At 40.8% G+C, this 25,676-nt stretch carries 22 protein-coding genes; 14 read left to right on the top strand and 8 right to left on the bottom strand.

All coding sequences use genetic code 11. From position 1 onward, the window contains the following. Positions 1-11: 11 nt before the first annotated feature. From ACT3QQ_RS00350 to lpxC, 5 genes are all read left to right on the top strand, one after another. On the top strand, positions 12-1,004 hold the full coding sequence (locus tag ACT3QQ_RS00350) for a D-alanine--D-alanine ligase (RefSeq protein WP_444526444.1): 993 nt from the start codon (positions 12-14) through the stop codon (positions 1,002-1,004). Between the two features lie 377 nt (positions 1,005-1,381). After that, entirely contained in the window at positions 1,382-2,170 is a 789-nt protein-coding gene (locus tag ACT3QQ_RS00345) for a cell division protein FtsQ/DivIB (protein ID WP_444526443.1), read from the top strand. Between the two features lie 166 nt (positions 2,171-2,336). Then, complete coding sequence (gene ftsA, locus ACT3QQ_RS00340; RefSeq protein ID WP_444526442.1) at positions 2,337-3,629, top strand: cell division protein FtsA; 1,293 nt, start codon at positions 2,337-2,339, stop codon at positions 3,627-3,629. Positions 3,630-3,885: 256 nt separating this feature from the next. Continuing rightward, positions 3,886-5,091: a cell division protein FtsZ gene (gene ftsZ / locus ACT3QQ_RS00335; protein ID WP_444526441.1), complete on the top strand. Its 1,206-nt coding sequence runs from the start codon at positions 3,886-3,888 to the stop codon at positions 5,089-5,091. 322 nt (positions 5,092-5,413) lie between these two features. Beyond that, complete coding sequence (lpxC, locus tag ACT3QQ_RS00330) at positions 5,414-6,331, top strand: UDP-3-O-acyl-N-acetylglucosamine deacetylase (protein WP_444526440.1); 918 nt, start codon at positions 5,414-5,416, stop codon at positions 6,329-6,331. A gap of 299 nt (positions 6,332-6,630) precedes the next feature. Here lpxC and ACT3QQ_RS00325 read toward each other — a convergent pair whose 3' ends face one another. Continuing rightward, positions 6,631-7,146, bottom strand: coding sequence for a hypothetical protein (locus ACT3QQ_RS00325; protein ID WP_444526439.1), 516 nt, complete (start codon positions 7,144-7,146; stop codon positions 6,631-6,633). A gap of 248 nt (positions 7,147-7,394) precedes the next feature. Between ACT3QQ_RS00325 and ACT3QQ_RS00320 the strand changes: the two genes are divergently transcribed. After that, positions 7,395-8,123: a CHAP domain-containing protein gene (locus tag ACT3QQ_RS00320; RefSeq protein ID WP_444526438.1), complete on the top strand. Its 729-nt coding sequence runs from the start codon at positions 7,395-7,397 to the stop codon at positions 8,121-8,123. A gap of 118 nt (positions 8,124-8,241) precedes the next feature. On the opposite strand, the gene ACT3QQ_RS00315 is transcribed toward ACT3QQ_RS00320, so the two are convergent. After that, entirely contained in the window at positions 8,242-9,015 is a 774-nt protein-coding gene (locus ACT3QQ_RS00315; protein ID WP_444526437.1) for a hypothetical protein, read from the bottom strand. Positions 9,016-9,233: 218 nt separating this feature from the next. Further along, positions 9,234-9,545 carry a YhbY family RNA-binding protein gene (locus tag ACT3QQ_RS00310; protein ID WP_444520186.1) on the bottom strand — a complete coding sequence of 104 codons (312 nt, stop codon included), beginning with the start codon at positions 9,543-9,545 and terminating at the stop codon, positions 9,234-9,236. A gap of 334 nt (positions 9,546-9,879) precedes the next feature. On the opposite strand from ACT3QQ_RS00310, the gene ACT3QQ_RS00305 reads away from it, so the two are divergent. The 7 genes from ACT3QQ_RS00305 (at position 9,880) to ACT3QQ_RS00275 (ending at position 17,494) form a co-directional block, all read left to right on the top strand. Further along, on the top strand, positions 9,880-10,512 hold the full coding sequence (locus tag ACT3QQ_RS00305) for an RlmE family RNA methyltransferase (protein WP_444526436.1): 633 nt from the start codon (positions 9,880-9,882) through the stop codon (positions 10,510-10,512). A 401-nt stretch (positions 10,513-10,913) separates the two neighbouring features. Further along, positions 10,914-12,809 carry an ATP-dependent zinc metalloprotease FtsH gene (gene ftsH, locus ACT3QQ_RS00300; RefSeq protein ID WP_444526435.1) on the top strand — a complete coding sequence of 632 codons (1,896 nt, stop codon included), beginning with the start codon at positions 10,914-10,916 and terminating at the stop codon, positions 12,807-12,809. 164 nt (positions 12,810-12,973) lie between these two features. Beyond that, on the top strand, positions 12,974-13,894 hold the full coding sequence (folP, locus tag ACT3QQ_RS00295; RefSeq protein WP_444526434.1) for a dihydropteroate synthase: 921 nt from the start codon (positions 12,974-12,976) through the stop codon (positions 13,892-13,894). A gap of 99 nt (positions 13,895-13,993) precedes the next feature. Further along, the gene (locus ACT3QQ_RS00290) at positions 13,994-14,275 is read left to right on the top strand and encodes an FAD assembly factor SdhE (protein ID WP_444526433.1); all 282 of its coding nucleotides are present in this window, start codon (positions 13,994-13,996) and stop codon (positions 14,273-14,275) included. Positions 14,276-14,322: 47 nt separating this feature from the next. After that, positions 14,323-14,778: a hypothetical protein gene (locus ACT3QQ_RS00285; protein WP_444526432.1), complete on the top strand. Its 456-nt coding sequence runs from the start codon at positions 14,323-14,325 to the stop codon at positions 14,776-14,778. Between the two features lie 230 nt (positions 14,779-15,008). Further along, positions 15,009-15,719 carry a YidB family protein gene (locus ACT3QQ_RS00280; RefSeq protein ID WP_444526431.1) on the top strand — a complete coding sequence of 237 codons (711 nt, stop codon included), beginning with the start codon at positions 15,009-15,011 and terminating at the stop codon, positions 15,717-15,719. Between the two features lie 317 nt (positions 15,720-16,036). Beyond that, a complete protein-coding gene (locus ACT3QQ_RS00275) occupies positions 16,037-17,494 on the top strand; it encodes an anion permease (protein ID WP_444526430.1) in 1,458 nt (485 codons plus the stop codon). 52 nt (positions 17,495-17,546) lie between these two features. Here ACT3QQ_RS00275 and ACT3QQ_RS00270 read toward each other — a convergent pair whose 3' ends face one another. From ACT3QQ_RS00270 to trmB, 3 genes are all read right to left on the bottom strand, one after another. Then, positions 17,547-18,641: a regulatory protein RecX gene (locus ACT3QQ_RS00270; RefSeq protein ID WP_444526429.1), complete on the bottom strand. Its 1,095-nt coding sequence runs from the start codon at positions 18,639-18,641 to the stop codon at positions 17,547-17,549. 40 nt (positions 18,642-18,681) lie between these two features. Beyond that, a complete protein-coding gene (gene recA / locus ACT3QQ_RS00265) occupies positions 18,682-19,734 on the bottom strand; it encodes a recombinase RecA (protein WP_444520177.1) in 1,053 nt (350 codons plus the stop codon). 1,058 nt (positions 19,735-20,792) lie between these two features. Beyond that, on the bottom strand, positions 20,793-21,632 hold the full coding sequence (gene trmB / locus ACT3QQ_RS00260) for a tRNA (guanosine(46)-N7)-methyltransferase TrmB (protein ID WP_444526428.1): 840 nt from the start codon (positions 21,630-21,632) through the stop codon (positions 20,793-20,795). Between the two features lie 197 nt (positions 21,633-21,829). On the opposite strand from trmB, the gene ACT3QQ_RS00255 reads away from it, so the two are divergent. Beyond that, positions 21,830-22,759: a DUF2628 domain-containing protein gene (locus tag ACT3QQ_RS00255; protein WP_444526427.1), complete on the top strand. Its 930-nt coding sequence runs from the start codon at positions 21,830-21,832 to the stop codon at positions 22,757-22,759. A gap of 45 nt (positions 22,760-22,804) precedes the next feature. Here ACT3QQ_RS00255 and ACT3QQ_RS00250 read toward each other — a convergent pair whose 3' ends face one another. Both ACT3QQ_RS00250 and ACT3QQ_RS00245 read right to left on the bottom strand, forming a co-directional pair. Next, on the bottom strand, positions 22,805-24,691 hold the full coding sequence (locus tag ACT3QQ_RS00250; protein WP_444526426.1) for a monovalent cation:proton antiporter-2 (CPA2) family protein: 1,887 nt from the start codon (positions 24,689-24,691) through the stop codon (positions 22,805-22,807). A 91-nt stretch (positions 24,692-24,782) separates the two neighbouring features. Next, on the bottom strand, positions 24,783-25,487 hold the full coding sequence (locus ACT3QQ_RS00245) for a hypothetical protein (protein WP_444526425.1): 705 nt from the start codon (positions 25,485-25,487) through the stop codon (positions 24,783-24,785). Positions 25,488-25,676: the final 189 nt, after the last annotated feature.

The raw sequence follows: 25,676 nt of genomic DNA, 5'->3' as shown, positions 1-25,676 counted from the left end.
GAACAAACCTCATGACAACTGATAATAAAGACAATAATAGCACTCAAAAGTCAGCTATCAATGACACATCTTTAGACGCGACAACTAATGCAAAAGACGCTAGTCAGTTTGGTAAAGTAGCGGTTGTTTATGGTGGTAGTAGCAATGAGCGCAGCGTGTCCCTGGACAGTGGTGCGGCAGTATTGCAAGCGCTCCAAAACCAAGACGTTGATGCGACTCACTTTGATCCAAAGCATCAGGACATTACTGAGCTACGCGAATATGATCGTGTGTTTAATGTATTACATGGTCGTGGCGGCGAAGATGGTTTGCTACAAGGCGTATTACAGTGGTTTGAGATACCGCAGACAGGATCAGGTATTCTAGCTTCTGCACTAGGTATGGACAAAGTACGTACCAAGCAGCTATGGCATGGTTGCGGTCTATCGACTGCACCATTCTCATTGTTGACGGCTGATACTGACTGGCAGCAAGTGGTCAATATGTTAGGTCTACCACTTATTATTAAGCCAGTTCACGAAGGTTCAAGTATTGGTATGACCAAGGTCCATCAACTTGATGAGCTGCCTGCTGCTTATGCAACTGCGGTGCAATGCGGCGATGCGGTGATGGCTGAGCGCTGGATCACAGGTCGTGAGTTTACGATCGTTATCATTGATGATGAAGCTTATCCTGTTATTCGCCTCGAACCAGCTGATATCACTAACTTCTATGATTTTGAAGCCAAATATAATCGTAATGATACCAGTTACTATATCCCATGTGGATTGAGTGCTGCTGATGAAAAGCATTTGCAAGATTTGAGTCTTGCAGCGTTTCGTGCAGTAGATGCAAAGGGGTGGGGACGTGTCGATGCTATGCAAGACGAAGCGGGCAATTTTTGGTTGCTCGAAATCAATACCGTACCAGGTATGACCAGTCACAGTTTGGTTCCAATGGCGGCCAAAGCTCGGGGACTAGATTTTGACGCCCTATGTTGGCACATTTTGGCACAGACGTTATAGTCGCCATTTTGATTAAATTAAGCAAATGATGATGTCTTTTTGTATCACTAGAGCTGCTATACCACAGCCTCATGTAAACTTGTGTAAATTCACTACCACTAATTAGTGTTTGACTATTGTTTAACCATAAAATACGTTAATATTGTAAAAATAGGCATGTTTTGGCGATATTTATGTTTTGTGGTGGATACAGCTGTTAACTTATTCATAATTTAAGAAAAATGTTACGTTTAAATGAGCGTAATGGCTGTAGGTAAGCTGTATTTTTAATAAAATTTGATAATATATCGACTTAATAAGCTTCTGCCAAGAATACGCAGATTTATATCAATAAATAGCATGATCAGTTTTATGCAAATATAGGGACAAAGGTCGTTATGGCTCAAACTGTCAACGAGGTAACTGACTTGATGAGTGATAAAGACGGTCGCCCAAAATCTAAGCTCCAAATACCAGCAACGGTAAAGTATCTATTTATGGTACTGGTCTTAGGTTTGTTAGTGCTAATATTAATGATGGGTGGTAAAGCATTACGTGATGCACCGCCAGCAAATATTTATGTTAGTAATCAAGGTCTGTCTGTTGCCCAATATCGCTCATTACAAGAAGTAATGGAACAACAGCAAGTAAGCAGTTTTTTCACCTCTGATTTGCAGGCATTGCGAGACATCACGATGGGTTTAGCTTGGGTAGACCAAGTAAGTATTTCTCGTGATTGGCAACGTGGTATTGTTATCAATGCATTGCCCAAACAAGCGGTTGCTAATTTTGGTACAGAACGTTTGGTTGATGCAAAAGGTGCTGTTTTTGTTCCTGCTGATAGCAGAGATTTAACACAAGAGCAGTTTGCGACCTTACAAGGTGAGATGTCTCAAGCACCAGTCATTATGCAACAGATGCAACAAGTGAATGATTGGTATACACCACTTGATATGCAGGTCGAAGATATCATTCTATCACCAAGAATGACCTGGCTGATTCGCTTTGACAATGGTCTGCGTGTGATTGTAGACAATGAGAATACAGCACAAAAATTACTGAATTTAAGCCAACTGCTTGGCAATCAATTAAGTACGCGTCGAGATGAAATGCAGTCTGTAGATTTACGATATAAAAATGGATTTACCATTGCTTGGAATACGACGCAAAGTGATGAATCAGAATAGCCTAAGTAAGAATAATGATGATAGATAATCGATAGCTGGGCTAAGACGGTTTATTCAGTTTAAATAAGATATGTACAACATCATAGCGTATTAGTAACGCTTTTTTTAATGATTTAATAGAAGAGCATCACTTGTTCTTCTGTTTAGCGATAATTTGTCTGGTACCATGAAAAATAATGAAAATCTGGTTGTTGTCCATCTAAGTGCCACGGCAGTATATGTCGTAATAGGCAATGTTGTCTCTGCAAAAGACATTCGTATTTTGGGCGTAGGACAAGTTAAAAACAGCGATTTTTATCAGGGTCAGATAAAGCACCGTGAACGTCTGCAAGGTGCTATAAAACAAGCCATTCAAGAAGCAGAAGATACGGCTAACTGCCGTGTGCATAGTGTTTGGTTAACACTTGCGACACCTGAGTTATCTAGTAAAAACAGTGCTGGAGAGGTCAAAGTAGAAGACGAAGTTGTACGTGCTAAAGACATGGTACAAGCATTGGCCAATGCAAAGTCGCGTGATTTATCATCTGATAATTACTTGATGCATTGTTGTCAGCAAGGTATCTATGTCGATGAGCAAGACTTTATGGTGGATGATGTCATCGAGATGATGGCACACAATATTACTGTGATGTACCACATGATGATGATGCCTGTTGCCAGTCGTCAGAATATCCAGAAACTATTACAAAGTTGTGACGTTGGCATTGATCATATTGTTTTTGATGCTGTAACTAGTGCTGAGTATAGTTTAATGACTGAGGAACGCCAGCAAGGTGTTTGCTTGGTAGACATTGGTGCTAGTACGACCAGTATTTGTGTGTATAAAGAGAATAAGTTGATTTTTACACATTGTATCGCGACAGGTAGTCATGAAGTGACGATGGATATTTCAGCTGATTTTGGTATTTCCATGATTGAAGCTGAAAAACTGAAAAAGTCTCATGGTACAGCTGATGTTAATAGCGTTGATCCAAGTGCATTCTTTTTGTTCAAACCTCAAGGATCTGGTGACGAAATTAACATTGGCATTTATAATTTGGCACGTATCATCGAAGCTCGTTATGTTCAAATATTTACTGAAGTAGCACGTCAGTTACACGAAGCAGGATTGATAGGCTATATCGATAAAGGGATTGTGTTGAATGGTGGCGGTAGTACTATTAAAGGTATGATACCCTTTGCCAAAAAGTTAATGAAAATGCCTGTCGTATTGACCAACACCCATCCTGCTATCAGTGCTTATAATCATTTCGATAATGACGAGTCCTTTAAGCTACTCAATAGCCAAGTTAACGACCGTGCTTATCAAACGGCTTTTGGTACATTGCTATATAGTCAGAGCGAGCAATTCCGCCGCAGTGAAAAAAGTGAACCTGAAGCCATTCAAAATAATCGAGTATCAGGCGTCTTTCGAAGTGCGGGCCAACGTTTTGCGAATGTTTTAAAGAAAATATTATAGACTTGTTTAACAAAGCACCCATACGCTATAGAATGCCTCTAAATTGGTTAAGCAAAAAACAAAGTAACATTGCGAATAAATTAGTTTTAAAAATAACGTACTGAATGGTAATGACATATTATTGTCTACACTGAATGATTTTAGCCATACCCTGTTTTATTTAAATACATTTATATATAGTATGTCGATAGCGCGCTACATGAGTGCGTTACTATGCTTCGACTTATACGCTATCTGCAACTGGAGAATCTTTTTTATGTCAAAATACACCATGCCAGATGATAATCAGCTTCAAAATAATGGCCAAGCAAGCTTCACTGTATTCGGTGTTGGTGGCGGCGGCGGTAATGCAGTTGAACATATGGTACAACAAGGCATCAGAGGTGTAACGTTCGTTTGTGCCAATACCGATAAACAAGCGCTAGATCGTCTTACTGCACCGCATAAACTGCAACTGGGTGCAAAAACGAATCGCGGTCTAGGGGCAGGTGCAAATCCAGAAGTTGGGCGTGAAGCAGCAGAAAGCGAAGAAGAAGCGATTCGCGCATTGCTTGATCACTCAGATATGGTTTTTATCACTGCTGGTATGGGTGGCGGCACGGGTACTGGTGCAGCACCAGTTGTTGCTCGTATTGCAAAAGAAATGGAAGTATTGACAGTTGCTGTTGTAACGACACCATTCAAATTCGAAGGTGGTAAGCGTATTAAAGCTGCTAAAGCAGGTATCGAGCAGCTGACTAACTTTGTCGATTCGATAATCACGATTCCAAATGATAAATTGATGAGTGTATACGGCAATATCTCTATGCAAGATGCCTTTAAAAAAGCGGATGATGTACTATTGCATGCCGTTCAAGGTATCGCTGAAACCATCGCTAGCGAGGGTATGATTAATATTGACTTTAATGATATCCGTACTGCAATGACTGCTAAAGGTCATGCAATGATGGGTATTGGTCGTGCTAGCGGTGATGATCGTGCACGCCAAGCAACTGAAAAAGCTATTAGATCACCATTGCTTGACGATTTGCGTTTAGAGAACGCTAAAGGTTTACTGGTTAATGTGATCTCTTCAGAGTCATTATCACTGGATGAGATGAGCAAAATCAGTGCAATAGTCGAAGAAATTACTGATATCGACGATGCTCACATTTTCTACGGTTCTGTTATCGATGAAAAAATGGGTGATGACTTACATGTGACAGTCATTGCAACTGGTCTAACGTTGGACGAAAACGCAGGTCAAGAGCCAGAAGTAGCAGAGCAACCAGTGCCTTCTGTTAATAGCACGCAACCTGTCGATCCTAACGTACACACTAGCGCTTTAAACAGTCAAAAGCAGTCACAAGCTCAGCAGTACCAAGATAGCGTTGTACGTCCTAGCGCAAGGGCACCTCAGGAGCAACCTAAGACTAAAACAAACAGTATCCAAGACTATTTGAAGCGTCAACAAAATAAATAGTATTTTTGGCTCATTGTAAGTGAGAAAAAGCCAGCGTTGACACGCTGGCTTTTTTATGTTTAAAGAAAGTTAAATCGTTTTCTATAAAAAATTGTGACAACCTCCTATATGATTTGAGGATTTATGACTGTTGAACTTGGTATAAGGCTTACTGATTTATGGCATTAGAGAGGGCATACAAAGTAAAAATTAACTACAGAGTATTGACGATAAGTGTTATCAATCAAGGAGATAAGAAAATTAGCGCTTTTTATATATAGCGAATAAGGGGTGGGTAATGGTACACTATGTCAATTGTAACAAAATATGTGAGAAGACAACCATGAACCAAAGAACCATAAAAACAGCAATTGCCGTTACGGGTACTGGTCTACATAGTGGTCAGCCTGTTGACTTGGAGTTTCATCCACAGCCGATTGACACTGGTATTGTTTTCGAGCGCTCAGACATAGAGGGTAGTCAACCAATCCCAGCGAGTGCGTTTTTAGTACAAGATACTATGATGTCGTCGAACTTAGTATTTGGTGGTACGCGGGTAGGTACGGTCGAGCATTTGCTTAGTGCCATCGCTGGTCTAGGTGTAGACAACCTATTGATTCGTGTCTCTGCTTCAGAGATACCGATCATGGATGGTAGTGCTGCGCCTTTTGTTGCGCTTTTACTTGACGCAGGATTTTGTGAGCAAGAAGCAGCTAAAAAATTCATTAAAATTATACGTCCAGTACGAGTAAAACTGGAAGATAAATGGGCGGAGCTGCGTCCTTATGATGGGTATGAATTAAATTTCGAAATTGATTTCAATCATCCTGCTTTTGATAAAAACTTTCAACATGCACAATTGAAGTTCTCTACACAGAACTTCATCGAGCAGTTGAGCACTGCTCGTACTTTTGGATTTTTACGTGATATAGAAGCGCTACGTCAAAACAACCTAGCATTGGGCGGTAGTATGGAAAATGCCATTGTTATTGATGATGACAATATACTCAATGTAGAAGGCTTACGTTTTAATGATGAGTTTGTTCGTCATAAAATCTTAGATGCATTAGGAGACTTGCATCTGATTGGCTACCCAATTTTAGGTCGTTTTAATGCCTATAAGTCTGGTCATGCTCTAAATAATTTGTTAGTACGCGAAATACTATCTGACGAAGATAACTTTGAAATTGTAACTTTTGATGACAATGTAACCTGTCCTATCGAGTATTTATCGCTTAGTAATTTAGCTATCGAAGGATAAATACAGGAATATACACGAATTATCGAAACATTTACGCAATATTACATAGTTAGGCCGTAATTACATTTGTATAATATTCTATATTTTGGATGTATTACCTGTATTGTTGTATATTTTCATCGTTGAGGCACACAATACAAAAGCTGTAGATAGTTTTTAAATCCTTTGTTGGTTGTATCTATATTATGGATATGACTAACGAAGGATTTTTTTTGGCTGATACATTACAAAAAACCATTTATATCAATGCCATTATCTGTTCTTATTTACATAACTTTACACTTAGCAGTAGGTGTTTTTTAGTTATTCACTAGGCGTAAAAGGGCTTTTTTGAGGTTTTCGTCAGTGGTGACATGCTCTGCGGCCTGTGATATAGTCCGTTTTGTGTTTTGGCTAAGCGCCTGATTTTCATTGGCTTTACGAGAGTTAGGTAATTGTAGCGATGCTACTGACGATGGCTTAGATAGATAATTATCAGTAGAACTTTTAGCCACAACGACGCGAATTTGCTTGAGTTGTTTAAATGTAATTGACTGCTCTGTTAGTATTTGCAAATACGAGCTATGTAAATAGCGAATATGATTTGCTGCTGTCATTGAGCTAACACTTAATATCAACTGCTCAGGTGTTAAGCCGACAACCCAACAGGTATTGAGGATCTCTTCAGGTAGACAGTCTACCAATAGCTCTTTTATCTCGTTGGTTGCTTCTATATATAGCCGCATGTTGTTAGCAAGGGTTTGAGGTAGCGCACTACCAGCAAATGCTTGATGATCTATCAGCTGGGCAAGCCGATTAGGTTGTTTTTTTGACATCGTAAGTACTCATCTAATAGGTGACAAACTCGATACTCATAACAGACATGCCAAAAGCAACGTATAGCAGATGGCTTATAATATAGTTGACTAGGTGGAAGGTGCTACTGGCACTAGTCACTATTTGAAAAAGTGAACCGTTGTAATAGGAATTTTATCACGTCTATTTGATGATTATATCCTCTAAATTAATTGATGCTTCGTTATGGATGACGAGCAGACTTGTATTAACAATAGGTAGTAAATTTATGAAACAAGCTTTATTAATTTTGTCAGTATTGGGGATGGGTATTGCACAGACGAGTGGTGCTGCCGAGACAACCTTTCAACCAAATAATACCTTGAGTCATACCATCACAAATATTTCTACTACTGCGAACTATGGTTCCAGCCGTAATATCTATAGCACTAATAATGGTACACATGTATTTAGTAATGATGAAATCAGTCAGGCCATCGATAATTTGAGTGCTCATGCTAAGCAAAAAGAAAATCAGCTAGCTTCACTGACTAGCCGTTTGTCTTATGAGCAGCGCCAACAGCAAGCTAGTCGTGTACCTGACCGTAACTCTGCTCCTGCTATTGCAGCAGCAAATGCGTCTCGTGTAGCGTTATCTAGAAGCTCTGGTTACTGTGCTCGCTATGTACGTAAAGCACTGCAGTCAGCTGGCTACGAATTTACGCCTAATCCGTCCGCTTATCAGTATGCTTCTCGTGGTACGCTCGCCAAAGCTGGCTTCACCAAAATTAGCAACGACATGGAACCACAAGTTGGCGATGTAGTTGTCTACAACCGTACTTCAGGCCGTCCACATGGTCATATCCAGATTTTTGATGGTAACGACTGGGTATCTGATTTCCGTCAAAATAGCATCAGCCCATATAGCGGTACGTACAGCTATACAACATGGCGTGATTCGCAGTATGTTGATGATGCATCAGACCGTGGTATCTACCTTGCAATGGCTGATAAATAAGCATCAGTTAAACACAGTTAAAGTTTTCTCCAAACTCAGTAATGCTCTTTATGGCATTGCTGGGTTTTTTTTGTGCTTAAAATGTGATGTCTAAGTGAATACAGCTCATGTAACCGAATTAAAGCTCAAAATTTGGCCAATAGTCGCGATTGTGAAAGTCAGGCGGGGAGGCATGGTTGGTGGCGAAGTATAAATCAGTTTCGCTAAACCATAAGATGACACAAGGATGTATTTGTTCGATCATTATGTTTGCAACAGCGTATTGTTGATTCGGTAGTTGAGTTATAGGCAGGCTAAAGCTGCGCTCATAAAGAAAGGCTGACTGTACTACCGTTGGAGTGCTAGATGACTGGCTTTCTACTGATATAGCAGTCAGATCCTTATTATTATTCCAATCAATAGATGCGCGTGTGGTTCCATCAGTCTCGTACAATGGTACTGGCGGTAGTGCCGTAGGATTACGATAGCTATCAAATTGATAAAGAGCGTAACGACCATCAGGGCTAGCGTTAACTTCTACATAAGAGGGTGAATGTTGGAATGGTATGTTGTGAGGCATCGTTTGGTGAGTTGTTACGATATCTTCGTCATTAACCTTGCTGTCATTCAGCTTACTGCTAGCAATAAAACATTCAAGGCAGGTTTCTTCCCATAGATAATCAGTGAAATTTACTTGGGCTTGCTGCCATGTTGGCCAATTTAATTGATTAGCTAGAGTTTGGCTAGGCAGAGTTACTTGATAGGTCATCACTAGCTGTAAAGTCGGCTGTTGGACAATCTTTGCACTTACTTCGATAGAGATACTCTCTAGCTCTTCTATAGACACATTTAGTTGTTGAGCATTTTTCGCTAGCGTCTCGGTGGCTATATGGATGTTAAAAGATTGGTTCATTATTAATAAGTCTCGATGGTATTAATAAAAAGTAAGAGTCAGAAGAGAAATTATACTGAATAAGTGCTCTTATATTATTCTAGAAGTATAACTGAGAGCAGCAGACAATATAAAAGCCGTGAGCAGGATGCATCGCGGCTTCTGTATTTCATTATCATTTAGCTATGAGATAAGTGAATATAAAACTTAAACACTTAAGTCTAGTCGGTCATGACAGATTACTGCGCGTGACGTGCTAAGTTAGACAGTTTTGGGTTAGCATTTGGGTTCTTGCGTAGTAATAATGCCATACGACCAATAGAGTGAACCAGAGATGCATTAGCCGCTTTAGCGAGTTCAGCGCCAACGATGTCACGCTCTTCTTTCGTGCCAGCAGGTAGCTTCACTTTGATAAGCTCATGATCTGACAGCGCGCGATCGATTTCTTCAGTAATAGTTGGGGTAATGCCTTTGTTGCCGATCATAACGATAGGCTTTAGCTCGTGACCGATGCCTTTTAGACGTTTGATGGTAGCGTTATCGAGTTGCATATAATTCCTAAGTGTTGGTAAAAATAAAAATGGTACTGTCAAAAACAGTTATTGATCATTATAGATAATCTGTGACCATCTTGCATGAGATCAGCAGGATTTTGCACGATTTTACGTGACGAAAATGTTAAACTGAATGTTTGGTACATTATAAACGCTGCTGCCTTATAAAACAGTTATTTAACCAATAGAATTTGGTCAGTTTGTGACCATTAATGAATCAAAAACTTGTTTGACACTATATTTGGAATAATCCGCATCTGATTAATGTCAGTATGTAAGTGATAGAGTGATTAAAGCAGCTAGATCTAGTAAAGCAATAGGAGCAGGTATTTTGGCCACGCGTATCGAAAACAAAAAACTATCAAAGAGCAGCAGTGCTTGGATGAAAGAGCATATTGACGATCATTATGTGCAAAAAGCTCAAAAAGATGGCTACCGTGCTCGTGCTGCTTATAAATTATTGGAGATTAACGAAAAAACCAATTTGATTAGAAAGGGAATGACAGTCGTAGACTTGGGTAGTGCTCCTGGTAGTTGGTCACAAGTTGCTGGTCGACTGGTAGGTGATGATGGTATCTTAATTGCCTCCGATATTTTGGCCATGGATAACTTGCCTGATGTTACCTTTATTCAGGGTGATTTTCGTGAAGCTGAAGTTTTTGACGCCATTATGGCAGAAGTAGGGGATAGGCAAGTCGACGTAGTACTGTCGGACATGGCACCCAATACCGCTGGAAATAGTGCGATCGATCAGCCGCGTATGATGTACCTGTGCGAGCTGGCAGTGGACTTCGCACTCGCAACCTTACCAGAAGGTGGCGCACTTATTATGAAAGTGTTTCAAGGTCAGGGTACACAGGAATTACGCAAGCAGATGCAGCAGGATTTTAGTAAAATTCGTAGTATAAAGCCAGGTGCGTCACGACCACGGTCAAAAGAGATGTTTTGGATAGCGATTAAATAGTTTTAACATCAATAAGTTGCTGCTCTTGTAAGCGAGATGATAAACCGCCATAAAGTGTTTTTATCGAGATATAAGCGCTGTGACAGAAGTTAAATGAATAATCGTGAAACTTGCTTGAATTATACGGGTTAACACCACATATCATGGTATATTACCTTTGTTTTTAGCATATGTTTTAGGCAAAGTCGTCTGATAATAAGCGTTTTACAAGCTCAATGATCGTATATCTATGTTTATCTCATACTGATTATTTATAAAAACAATTTTTAGGCTATCTATAAATCATATAAGTTTAATGTAGCAGTTTTTTAGTATCGGGATATTCATTAAAAATGAGCAATACGTTTATAGACGTCACGTGTTTAATAGACACACCAATAAGTAAGGGATGGGAATAACTAGTGAGCGACATGGTAAAAAATACCTTATTGTGGCTGGTGGTAATCGGCGTTTTGGTGCTGGTGTTTAGCGGCTTTGATCAATCTTCTGAGCCGGATAACCTTAACTACTCTGAGTTTGTGACTGCAGTGTCAGAAAACCAAGTAGCCAGTGTCGAGATCGACGGCGAGCAGATCACCGGCGAAAAGAAAAATGGCTCATCTTTTGAGACCATTAGACCAGCTGTGTCAGATGACCAGCTAATGCCAATGCTACGTGAGAACCAAGTCGAAGTTCAAGGAACTGCACCGAAGCGCCAAAGCGTATTGATGCAATTACTGATAGCCAGCTTCCCAATTTTACTGATTATTGGTCTGTTCTTATTCTTTATGCGTAATATGCAGGGCGGTGCTGGTGGTAAAGGCGGTGGCCCGATGAGCTTTGGTAAATCAAAAGCAAAAATGCTGACCGAAGATCAAATCAACGTTAACTTTGAAGACGTGGCAGGTTGTGAAGAAGCCAAAGAAGAAGTGGTTGAAGTGGTTGATTTTCTACGTGATCCAGATAAATTTACCAAACTTGGGGCAACGATTCCTCGTGGTATTTTGATGGTAGGTCCTCCAGGTACTGGTAAAACACTACTTGCAAGAGCTATCGCTGGTGAAGCTAAAGTACCGTTTTTCTCAATTTCAGGTTCTGATTTTGTTGAGATGTTCGTCGGTGTTGGTGCATCACGTGTCCGCGATATGTTTGAGCAAGCAAAGAAAAGTGCTCCTTGTATTATCTTTATTGATGAGATTGATGCAGTCGGTCGTCATCGTGGCTCCGGTATGGGCGGCGGTAATGATGAGCGTGAACAAACACTGAACCAGTTGTTGGTTGAGATGGATGGTTTTGAAGGTAATGAAGGCGTCATTGTCATTGCTGCAACTAACCGTGCTGACGTACTCGATAAAGCACTATTACGTCCAGGTCGTTTTGATCGTCAAGTACAAGTCGGTTTGCCAGATATTAAAGGTCGTGAGCAAATTCTAAAAGTCCATTTGAAGAAATTGCCAAATACGATTAGTGTAGATGCAAGTTCTCTTGCTCGTGGTACACCTGGGTTTAGTGGTGCACAGCTTGCCAACCTTGTAAACGAAGCAGCATTATTTGCAGCACGTCGTAACAAGACCAGTGTCGATATGAATGATTTTGAAGACGCAAAAGATAAGCTATATATGGGTCCTGAGCGTAAGTCTATGGTAATACGCGAAGAAGAACGCCGTGCGACTGCCTACCATGAAGCAGGTCATGCTTTAGTAGCGGAGTTGCTACCAGGTACTGATCCGGTACATAAAGTTACCATTATGCCTCGTGGTTTTGCCCTAGGTGTTACATGGCAGCTGCCTGAGCATGATCAGACCAGTATGTATAAATCAAAAATGTTGAGCGATCTAGCTATTCTATTCGGTGGTCGTATTGCTGAAGAAGTCTTTATCAATCAAATGTCAACGGGTGCTTCAAACGATTTTGAGCGCGCTACCAAAATGGCACGAGCAATGGTCACGAAGTACGGCATGTCTGATGCACTTGGTATCATGGTTTACGAGGATGATGATAGTTCACAAGGATACTTCGGTGGTGGAGGTCGTACGATTTCTGAAGCCACGCAGCAAAAAGTTGATGAGGAAGTACGCCGCATGTTGGAAGAGCAGTACGATATTGCTCGTGAGTTGATTGAAGGCAACCAAGAAAAAATGCACGCTATGGTCGATGCATTAATGAAATGGGAAACCATTGATCGTGATCAACTGCAAGATATATTAGCAGGTGAAGACCCACGTCCGCCTAAGGTCTATAGTCATAACGAAGTGAACTTGTCAAAGAATGATATTAAAACGACAGGTCCAACACCGCCACCATTACCGGCGATGTAAATGCTAGCGTATTCATGTTTAATAAAAAGCCCTTTATGATAAAGGGCTTTTTTATTGTCATCATTTTATGAAGGGCTTAGAACCCTATAAGATTTACTGGTATTATAAGCATGAAGAACAATAACTAAAACCGTATTATACTTTTTACTGTTGATGGATTACTCATGTCACTATTCCAACCTTTACCTAATTATCAAGTAACGAGCCGTGATAAGATTTTGGATTTATCGCAGCCACATATTATGGGTATTCTTAATGTTACACCGGATTCGTTTTCAGATGGGGGTCAGTTTAACGGAGTAGAGACCGCTGTTGCTCACTGTCAGAAGATGATAAATGAAGGTGCTACTATTATCGATATCGGTGGTGAATCTACTCGCCCAAATGCAAATGTCGTTGGTACTTTTGAAGAAATAAATCGCGTTGTGCCAGTGGTCCGAGCCATTCGTCAGCATTGTGGTGAAAGTATTTGGTTATCTATTGATACTAGTAGCCCTGAAGTGATGCAGGCAGCTTTTGATGAAGGTGCCGACATATGGAATGACGTGCGTGCTCTTAAACGTGAAGGTGCAGCAGCATTGGCGGCTGAACTTGATATACCGGTTATGCTCATTCACATGCGCGGCGAACCCACGACGATGGATGGTTTGGCGCAGTATGAGGAAGTGGTAGATGATGTCAGTACCGAGCTATTATCTCGTATTGATGAGGTAACTAGCAGCGGTATCAAGCGTGAGAAACTGATTATCGACCCAGGTTTTGGTTTTGCTAAAAACTACGAGCATCACTGCGCATTATTAAGCCAATTGAGCCGCCTCCAGATACTTGGCCTACCGATGATGTTTGGAATTTCACGTAAGCGGTTTTTAGCAGAAGTGTTGACCAAAAGTGGGGTTCAAGCTGTGAATACAACGCAAGCGGTAGAACGTGATCCGGCAGGGACTGCTGCTGGGCTATTTGCCTTACAGCAAGGAGCAAGTATCATTCGCACGCATAATGTGGCGATGATGCAGCAGGCAGTGGCATTATGGAGTCAACTGTCAGCATATCGTTGTGAAGCTCATTCTACATGTTCAAATGAGTAGTAAGATTTTAAGACTATCAATATTCTATGCGCTATGCCTGCTATTGTTTTCTAAGCTATCTCAACTAATAAAACTATTTAAATTAATAAGAGTAAACCTATGACTAGTACAACTCAGCCAGAACCAACCAATGAGCAGCGCCGTATTATTTATCAAGCTCGCCGTGGTTTAAAGGAATTAGATTTTTACATCGACCCTTATGTTAAAGAGCTTTATTTGACAGCCGATCTTACTGAGCAAGAAACATTTGCTCAAATGCTCACTCATGAAGACCCTGACTTGTTGGATTATTTTACTAATCAAAATCGTCCAGAAAGTGACGACATCTGGGCATTGGTCAATAAGATAAAAACATGGCGCCATACCAAAGACTTAGTTTAGGCCTCAAGAAAAGGCACAATAGTTAACATCCCTTATAGTATGCTGACATGACACTTGCAACCTCCTTACGTATTGATACAGCTATTAAGCCTGCCAGTTATGTACGCGGGCTACTATATATGGGTTTGATCGGCATCATGATGATATTGGCATGGCTGGCTTCTTTGGCCTTATGGCAATATTTGCTGGTCTTAATAGTCTCAGCAGCAGTCGCAAGCTACCTCATTATATCAAGACCTATACTATTGCATATTAGTCAGCCACGGCTTAGCCAGCGTGTCGATAAACAATGGCAGTTGTTGATACGAACGGGTCGAGGTGATGAATTATGGCAAGCAGAATTAGTCGCTATACATCGCTATCAGTGGGCGACGAGTATTGAGTTCAATATCATTGAGCCTTACCAAAAAACGTTTTCCACAACTATATTTCGTGATCAAGTAAATCATGAGCAATGGCGACAGTTAAATATCTTAGCCAATATAAGTAAGAGTTCATCCTAGATAATTAGTCGTCTATTGGTTCTAAGTTTTTTGTGTACGATGAAAAAGCTCAACATGTCATAACAAAACAGCTATCTCAAAAGATAAATAGGTTTGTTATATTAAAAAGTGAAAACAAAACGCATAGATTTGCCATTATGTTATTAAGAGTCATGTAGATAGATGCGATATTTTTGTAGATTAAAGCATAATTTTTGTAGTAAATCACATAATAACAAGAGGAATAGATAATGAGCTTATTAGGAAGTTTAGTGAGCCAAGTAGCGCGTAGTGCAATGAATCCAGACGATGCTCAGCGCAATCCAGTCAATCAGCGTACGGAGGCACGCCAAACAGGGGGCCTTGGTGATATTTTAGGCAGTGTACTGGGCGGTGGTCAGGCAGGTGGTTATAGCACTCAGCAGCATAATCGTCAGTCAGATAACGGTTTTGGTTTAGATGACATTATTGGTGGTCTCGCGGGCGGTAGTCAGCGCAGTGGTGTGAATGCAGGTACTGGTGGTCTGGGTGATATTTTAGGAAGTGTATTAGGGGGTCAACAAACCAGTAGTGGGTTTGGTGGTAAAGGTATGCTCGTTGCTGCGTTAATGCCCATGGTACTCAGCTGGATTAAGCGTAATGGCGGTCTAAGTGGAGCATTATCAAAAATCACTGGTATGGGCTATGAAGGCCAGGCACGTTCTTGGATGAGCAACAACGAAACAAATGATAATCTAGATCCGAATGAGATTAACCGATTGTTTGACGAAAGTGAAATCCAACAAGTAGCCGCTCATACTGGCGCTAATGAAACTGAGGTAAAACAAGGGCTCGCTGAGCTATTGCCTGAAGTAATGAACCAATTAACCCCTAATGGCAATCTGGATAATGAAGCTGAAGCTAATGAAGAAATTGATCAAATCATTAGTCAGTTATCTAACCGTCTGGGTAGTTTTAAGTAGTTTTTTATAAAAGAGCTACTATTTACAGAATTAGATGTTTCGATGAAAATACAACAAAGGATAGCCCGTCGATAAATGGGCTATTTTTTTATAGTTTAGGCATGGTTATCATATTTAAAAAAATTCTTGTTATCTATTTGTCTGCTAATCTAAATGTATATGTTAAAAAAAGTAAACAGTGATATAAGGGTTCTATAAGTCCTATAAAATAAATAGGACTAGCATTCAAGTTGTGGTTGTGGTTCCAGCGTCTCAACGGTATTGAACGAAAGGTACATTCCTCTAATCGCTTAAGGATCTTACAAGGATTATTAATTATGCCATTTAAGCCCATTCAAGCAGCTGTTGCTATTTTAGTTGGTTTGGTCATTTGGTTTGTCATCCCAGTGCCGACGGGTGTGACACCAGAAGCGTGGCATATGTTGGCGTTATTTATCGCGACTATTGTTGCCATCATAGGTAAGGTATTGCCTATTGGTGCCATTGCTATTATTGCTGTCACTTTAGTGGCACTGACCGGCGTCACAAGCGATAGTCCGAAGCAAGCTATTAGCGATGCGTTGTCAAGTTATTCAAGCCCTCTGATTTGGCTAATTGGTATCGCGGTTATGATATCACGTGGGCTGATAAAAACAGGCTTAGGTCGACGTATTGCTTACTACTTCATTTCTATTTTTGGTAAAAAAACCATTGGCGTGGCTTACTCCTTGGCAGCTGCTGAATTGATGGTCGCACCTATCACACCGTCTAATACGGCCCGTGGTGGTGGTATTATTCACCCCATTATGAAGTCCATTGCGCAAAGTTTTCATTCGACACCAGAAGAAGGCACTCAAAATAAAATTGGTCGCTATTTAGCAATGGTAAATTACCACGCGAATCCTATTACTTCTGGGATGTTTATCACGGCGACTGCCCCCAATCCTTTAGTCGTAGAGCTGGTGAACAAAGCAACGGGTGGCGATATTCAGCTATCATGGACGACGTGGGCAGTAGCGATGTTCATACCTGGGATGCTTTGTCTGATCGTCATGCCAGTGGTTATCTACTTGATTTATCCCCCCGATGTCAAAGCAACACCTGATGCCAAAAACTTCGCAAAAGATAATCTGACAGAGATGGGGCAGGTTAGTACCCATGAGAAGATAATGCTCGGTGTATTTGGTCTTATGTTGGTCTTATGGGCTAATATCCCTGCACTGGTTTTGGGTGAGCAATATAATGTTGATGCCACGACAACTGCCTTCATCGGCTTGACGACATTGATATTGACTGGCGTACTGACTTGGGATGACATTCTTAAAGAGAAATCTGCATGGGATACTATTGTTTGGTTTGGTGCACTGATTATGATGGCGGCCTATCTAAACAAGCTTGGCTTGATTAGCTGGTTTGCAGGTAACATTGAGTCTCTCATTGGAACAACTGGGGTAGGCTGGGTAGGTGCAGCGACGATGTTGACCTTAGTTTACTTATATATACATTACTTTTTTGCTAGTACCACTGCTCACATTACCGCACTATTTGCAGCATTCTATGCGGTTGGTTTGACACTAGGGGCACCGCCAATGCTGTATGCATTAATCTTGGCTGCAGCAGGTAATATCATGATGACATTAACCCATTATGCGACTGGTACAGCACCTGTAATTTTCAACTCTGGTTATGTGACGTTGAAAGAGTGGTGGGGTATTGGTGCGATTATGAGTGTGGTTAATTTGGTGATTTGGATAGGTGCTGGTTTAATTTGGTGGAAAGTGCTTGGTTATTATTAATAGGACATCTAAGATTATTGTTTTACCCGGTTAGCCTTTAGATGAGTGTTAGCTAAAAACGCTCATCTAAAGACTCTAGCGTATAATTTAGTGCGGCAAAGCAGATGTCGGTATTAAACCCCCTATACTGTAAAAACCGTAGCTGCTTAGCTTTTTCCTTTTGTTCAACTGGTATCTCATCACCATATTTTTTGGTACGTGCTATCACCGCCAGTTTTAGCCAATCTACACCATCCACTAGGTTGTCTGCATCATCGTCTACAAACTCACTGAATTCATCAGACTCTGCATTTGCCATATCGATTAACTCATCAATGTTGTCTGGCATAGCAATCTTCTTACGATAAAATTCCTGTTTGATACGCCCGCGTCCACGACCTTTACGGATATTCTCACGTATTAGCATTAGAGTAGTGCGGTAATCACTTTGATAACCTTTTTCTTCAAACTCATCGAGTAGAGTATCAATTTTCTCTGGGTCTTGTTCTTTGTCGATCAACTTTTGCTTTAGTTCAGCCTTTCCGTATTCACGGCGTGATAAATAATAAAATGCGAGCCAACGCAACCGACTTTCTGCTTTGATCGCATCGATTTCTGCTTGTTTCTGCTCAGGAGTTCGTAAGTAGGCTTTGAGCGCGGCTGGTATATTATCGTTTTGGCTATTTGCTTCACTATCATTGACAGCAAAAAGCTCAGCTTTATTTTCTGAGTTTTTGGATAGTGGCTTAGTGCTATTACTGGTATCAGCTGTCAAACCGTTATCAACGTCATCATTATTATGAACGTCGTGTTTGACTTCTGCTAGCATCTCTTTGATGGTTTGCGCTTCAGGTGGCTGATAAGTAGGGGCATCACTAGGTTCAGCGGTAAAATTAGCCGCTGGATGAAAACGCTTTTTACGTTTTTTAGATTTAGAAGTTTTTTTAGATTTAGGAGAGGGGTCTTCAAAAAATGCGGTATCGATAGTAACGTCATTCGTGATTGAATCATCTGTACTTGAACGGATAGTCCGTTTACTAGATTTCCCTAGTTTTTTAAACTCATTCGTACGAGAGTTTTTGGACGGTTTTTTTGGTTTGCTATCAATAGAACTAGCTGAGTCGGCACCCGACTCAGCTAAAATTTCAGCTAAGGTTTTAATTTTCATAACGAATCATAGTTACTGACAACGGTTAATTGTTAAACCATTATTGTACAGCTTCAGAAGCCTGCTCTGCTTCTTCAGTTTCTGAGTCTTTGCTATCTTTTTTAGTACCAAGTTTTTCGTCACGAATTTTATCTTCGATTTCCTTAGCAATGGCAGGATTTTCTTTTAAGAAAAGCACAGAGTTAGCTTTCCCTTGGCCAATTTTTTCATCGCCATAGCTGTACCAAGAGCCTGCTTTACCAACAGCGCCAATCTCCACACCTAAGTCAATAACTTCGGCTAAATGGTTAGTACCTGCACCGTAAGTGATCTCGAACTCAGCTTGGCGGAAAGGTGGTGCCATTTTGTTTTTAATAACTTTGACACGAGTCTGGTTACCGATGATCTCATCACCATTTTTGACTGCACCGATACGGCGGATATCCATACGTACTGAGGCGTAAAACTTCAGTGCATTACCACCAGTCGTGGTTTCAGGGCTACCGAACATAACACCAATTTTCATACGAATCTGGTTAATAAAGACTACCATACAGTTAGAGCGTTTAGCATTACCAGTGATTTTACGTAGGGCTTGGCTCATAAGACGCGCTTGTAGACCCATGTGAGAGTCGCCCATTTCGCCTTCAATCTCGGCGCGCGGTGTCAAAGCTGCTACTGAGTCAATCACGATCATGTCGATTGCCCCTGAGCGCACCAACATATCGGTAATTTCAAGCGCTTGCTCACCATTGTCAGGCTGTGATAGTAACAATTCATCAGTGTTTACACCAAGCTTGCGGGCATATACAGGATCAAGTGCGTGCTCAGCATCGATAAAGGCACATGTACCGCCTTGCTTTTGGCATTCTGCAATGGCTTGCAGTGTCATTGTCGTTTTACCCGAGCTCTCTGGGCCGTAAATTTCAATGATACGCCCTTTTGGCAGGCCACCAATACCAAGCGCAATGTCTAACCCAAGAGAGCCTGTAGAAACCGCATCTACATCCATAGTAGCTGCATCATCGCCTAGATGCATAATGGTATTCTTACCAAATTGCTTTTCGATTTGACCTAGTGCCGCTTTGAGGGCTTTGGCTTTGTTGTCGTCCATATTGGATTCCTTGTTTTCGGTAGTTAGATTGATGCTATGAGTAAAATATTAGTATTGTTAAAACTTTTGGCAAACAAATACTGGCTGTTATAAAGTCACTAGTTATTGTTTGGCTGTTTTATCGAAAAATAGGTTGTCACGTGGCTGGTATAGGTAGTAGTATCAAATGTATCGTTCTACTATACAGTAAAATTAAATAGCGAGAGAAGTAAAAACAAGTCCGCAATACGCTGTCTTTATCGTTGTTTTTAAATCAGAATTTATATGTTAATTACTCGACTCTATTTCTTAACACTGCTGATTTGATAAGGTAATTATAGCAAAAGCAAGGAACTATAATTAGCGCAATGCAATGCTAAACGACACTACCTGTCGTATGGTGTAAACTTGAAAAACTACAGAAGTGGAACTATAGGTTGCTAATTTTTTGAACCTGATAACGACTAGGTTTGTCAATAGAATTAGAAGTTGTCCACAATAAATAAGATGCTTATTTTCGCTAATTGTGAAACATCATGAGTGGTTAAATTATTTTATAGATTATTTAAAATAATTTTTTATGCATATGAATTTAATGTAAGTTATTGATTTTGTTTAATTTATAAATTGTACAAAAAATGAACGATTTTACCTTATCCTTTAATTTACTTAGCTATAAACTTGTCAAGTAGTGACTTATGCACAGGGTTATCCACAGCTTATGGGGAGAACTCTGTAAAGCCTTATAATACATAAGTTTACGTAGATCGTTAGCATTAGGAGCTAATGCTATATTTTGTTTTTAGTTACTTTAAAGGTGCTGTTTTGTTTATAAATAGCCTTGTGAGCGCTATGTTTCACAAATTAAAAATTTATCTTTTTTTATGCATAATCATACTATAGGCATTAAAAGTCAGGAGTATGACTTAAGAGTTGCAACTGAGATGTCAGTAGACATAGTTGTACATAGGATGTCTAGTATTTTTAAAGATATTTTCTATAACATTTAGAAGGCCACAAAAAAGCGGCTACATCAGATAGCCGCTTTGTCGAAACTACTAAAAATAAGACAGTATTAATCAGTCTTTGACATAGATCAAATCCCAAACACCATGCCCACGGTCGAGACCACGACGCTCAAACTTAGTCATTGGACGAAAGTCAGGACGTTCAGTGAAGTTACTTGTACCAGCTTTGTTAGTCAATCCATCGAAACCATCCAATACTTCAACCATCCAAAATGCATAATGTTCCCAGTCAGTTGCTGTATGGAACCAGCCGCCTTGTTTTAAGCTGCGCGTAACGATGCTCATACGTTCAGGACTGACAAAACGACGCTTATAGTGGCGCTTTTTTTGCCATGGATCAGGGAAGTATAGTTGAATACGATCGATATGGTTTTCTGGTAGCTGCTTGAGCAATTGAATGGCATCACCGTTGACAATTTTTACATTTTTCAAATCTTGGGTGCCAGCCATATAAGCGCATTTACCAATACCAGGCTCATGCACTTCTACACCGACAAAGTTACGAGCAGGGTCAGCGGCTGCCATTTCAATAAACGAATCACCCAAGCCAAAACCAATCTCTACCGTAAGCGGCGCATTTGGGCCGTTTGGGCTATCTGCGAATAACGTACGTAGGTTATCAATACCGGTAAGATCGCCATCACCAAAACTATTATTGACCAAATACTCAGAAAACTCTGGAGCAGTTAGTGCAAGCTCAGCGTTTTTGTTCATGTGCGTACGACGCTTCATAAACGTATTGACGATGCGAATGTGCTTGTCAGAGTTCGGTTCTACCTCTTGGTTGGAGCTGTTATCGGTATCGATAGGCTCGCTTGTGCTATTAAGGGTTTGCTCATCAGTAGTATCGGTACTATTGATATTGTCATTGATATCAGAATGTTGACTCATAGGATTTGTAAGACTTAATTAGGTGGGTAATGTTTGCTTATTATAAGTTAAATCCATACAACTGTGAACGAACAATCCTATTTTCACGCATTTGCTAGTCAATGCTATGGTTTCTCTATTTTACACACAGGGTTTGGCGTTATCATATAATGGTGTTTTTTAAATGCTTTTCCTAAGAATTAGTAGAGCGTGTTGCTATGTTATTTATCGAGACGGATTCACCGCCACCATTTTATCAAGAGTCGCTCACACCTGCTAAACGAAAGCAGTTAGATAAGTGGTTTATCGGTAATCGTACCCAGCGTTATTACCTTAAACGTTTTGAGCAGTTTGATCAGCAAGGTTATCTGTCGCCAAAATGGCATTGGGCTGCATTTTTTATCACTTTTCCTTGGCTGCTATATCGCAAACGCTATATGGATGCAATTGTCTATAGTGTCGCAGGATGGTCTTTTATCCAGCTAAATGTAGCGCTGGTGCTGGTTGCTTTCGAATTTGTAGCAATGTCCTATGTACCAGATGCTTACCAGATGGCAACACGTATCGGCATTGCCGCCGTTATTTGGCTGTTTTGGTCGTTTATGGCCGCACGTTGGACGGATGCGTATTACTATCGAATGGCGAGGCGTGAAATCGCTGATGCGATAAATGACCATCCACGAGATGAGGCAGCACAGAAGGCGCATCTGCAAAGAGAAGGCAGCGTTAGCTTATTTGGATTAGCATTAGGGTTTGGTTTCTTTGCGTTTTCGTTATCGGTTATTAAGGTGCAATTCTTACCAATCATTGCCAAGCCTAAAGCAAACGAAGTGTTGTTTGATTCTTATAATATTGCAAAAAATGCTCAAAACCGAGTGGCATTAATTTATCAACAGACAGGGCAGTGCCCAGTGAATTTACCTTTGAGTACCGAACAACAGCAGCTACGCATGCATGTCGATAGTCAGGCCGCAGGCGTGCCAGAGACCGACTGTGCGGTATTGGCAACGATTCAAAATGTGACGTTTCCAATACGCTATTTAAACGAGCAGACGTTGGTTTTTTATCATATACCAGACAGTGATAATTGGGATTGCACCAGCTCACTGAATAAAAAACAAGCCCCTAAAAACTGTATAGCAGATTAGGGGCTGTACTTAATGAGTGTTTGTAAATATTGCTAGTGCTGGGAGTTAAGGCTTAGAATCCGTTGCAGGATCATTATTCTCATCAACTGGTGTTGCTTGACTCTTTAACGCCTCATAAAATTCGGTTAAATCCATCTTACGCGCTTTGCCAATATCTTCGTCAAACAAGCTTTCAAGCTCAGCCATTGCTGATTGCGCGGATTCAATCATACTAGCTTCATCATCATAAATAGCTTGTTGGCGTTCGATCAAATCATCATCGTAATCACGGAATGTTTTTACCGTCTCTCTCGCTTTTTCTGGTGAGATACCTAATAGCTGTAGTGATTCGCGTGACATGTCCAAAGATGACAAATACGTCTCACGCCAAATATGGCGCACGCCAACCTCACGCAAACGATAATAGTGCTGACGATCGCGCGCTCTTGCTAATACAATCAGTTCAGGATAGTTCTTACGTAAGTATTGAGCAGTAGTGATAGATCGTTCTAAATCATCAATGGCAAGAATAAACACCCGCGCCTTTTGAATGCCTGCAGCACGTAAAATCTCAGGGTTTTTTGGATCACCATAATAGACTTGATTACCAAACTTACGTACGAAATCTACTCGGTTTGCAGAGCGTTCAATAGCAGTGAATTCGATATTATGCATGCGAAGTACGCGACCAATAATCTGTCCAACTCGACCAAAACCCGCGATAATCACCTGATGCTCATGATCAGGAATAGTATCGTATTCGCGGCTCGGTTTGTTCTTGGCAAATAATGGTTCACCCACTTTTTCTAATAATAAAAATGCTAGCGGTGTCAGTGCCATCGAGATAGTAACGACAAGGTTAAGAGTATTAGCCAGCTCAGGCCGTAAGACATTTTGAGCGGTGGCGACACTGAATAGGACAAAGGCAAACTCACCGCCTTGAGCCAATGTGACGCCCAACCTAATACTGGTTGGTAAGCGGTTGCCTAACACCTTTGCAATAGTGGCAATAACAGCAAACTTGATAAACATGAGAGCGAGCGCGCAGCCAATAATAAAAATAGGTTCTGCTAAGATGAGTTTTACGTCGGTGAGCATACCGACAGACATAAAGAACAGACCTAGTAGCAACCCTTTGAAAGGTTCGATACTGGCCTCTAACTCATGACGATACTCAGAATCTGCTAACAACACACCTGTCAAAAATGCACCTAATGCCATTGATAGACCTATTTGGCCCATCAAAATAGATACACCCATCACAATAAATAGAGCAACCGCGGTCAGTAGTTCTGATGCACCACTTGAGGCGACAAATTTAAAGAAGGGTCGAACCACATAACGGCTGGCAAAAATTAGACCTGCAAAAACAGCAAACACCTTGCCAAAATAGATCAAATCGTAGCTTTGTTCACGCACCCCTGATAAAAACGGAATGACTGCCAACAAAGGAATGACCGCAATATCTTGGAATAATAAAATGGTAAAAGCTTCTCGACCGTGCGTGCTTGAAAGCTGCTGTTTCTCAGTCAGTATCTGTAGTACAAAAGCGGTAGAAGATAGGGCTAAACCAAAGCCAACGATAAAGGCAGTATCTAGTTGTAAGGAGAAAAACTGATGTAAAAGCCACATCAGTAGCGTACCAGTCAAACCAACCTGTAAACCGCCCAATACAAAGATAGAGCGGCGTAATGCCCAGAGCCGCGAAGGTTGGAGCTCAAGCCCAATAATAAACAGCAGCATGACCACGCCAAACTCTGAAAAGTGCAATAGGCTCTCAGCGTCGCCTGCCACATCCAAGCCACTCGGGCCCAATATAAGTCCAGTGATGAGGTAGCCTAAAACCGTTGCAATACCAAAACGTTTACCAAGGGGTACGAAGAGCAATGCTGCTCCCAAAAAGATAGTGGCTTGCAACATGAGATTTGGTGAGCCGGCGGCGGCAGCAAACATCTGGGCTCCTTAAAAATTTGAATAAAATACAGAATATAAAATGGCCGTGACTAAAATTAGTATGGCTAAAACAGTATCGCGCTCATATCTATTATTTTTTGCGATAAACCTTCCACACACCATTGTCCGCAAGCGGATTATTATAAGCATCATTGCGGCGTTTACGCGGTGTCTGACGACTATCTACAATCTTAAAGTCAGGTAGGGCCTGTACAATAAGACCAGTACGATAAAAACGTACACGCTCAGGTTCTAACATCTCGCCTTTACTATCGCGACAGAAGACATAGGCACGCAGATCGATAAATTCACGATGCGCTACTAGTCGCGCTTCGTCATCGTTGTCTAACACTGCTGTCATGTGCTCGATTTCGTCATTCGTATATTGACCACATTTATCAGTCAGAGCACCTACTGACCCAAAGCTTTTGGATTCTTTCGCACGTGTCTTAGTTAAATGTAAACGATGAACATGATAGATAAATTGCGGTATCTCAAGGCTAGCAGGAAGTGGAAGGTAATCAGGTGGCATGTTGGCCGCTGGATAAAAATCCTTTGCGCGCTCAAGTAGATTTTGCCAACGTTGCTGATACGCTTGGACTTCGGCTAAGTTACCTTCATAAATAGGCATATCGCGAATTTGTCGCAAAATATCGGGTGGAAACTGTTCATTACGAAAGTTTGCAATGTCTTCTTGTAGCGTCGATAACAAAACTTTGGCGTGTTTTTTGCCATCCTTGGATGCAGGATCATCGATATAGTCTGGGGCGACAAAAGGTGCTGAGCGTCTAGACATAGTGTTGTATCATCAATAGATAGAGTGAAAATACTAAAAATCTTGATTATAGAAATTAACTGGGGTACTAAACAAAACTTTATAATAGTTATTATAACCACATAAGCTGATTTGGACTTGAGTTTTTTGAGTTGAATAAAGCAAAAGTTTGTCGAAAATCACAACTGTACTGATTTAGTCCGGATTCTA

The sequence above is a fragment of the Psychrobacter sp. AOP7-A1-24 genome, from assembly GCF_052376235.1.
Taxonomy (GTDB): Bacteria; Pseudomonadota; Gammaproteobacteria; order Pseudomonadales; family Moraxellaceae; genus Psychrobacter.
Note: the sequence above shows the minus strand (reverse complement) of the source record. Positions and strands in the feature narration are given on the sequence as shown.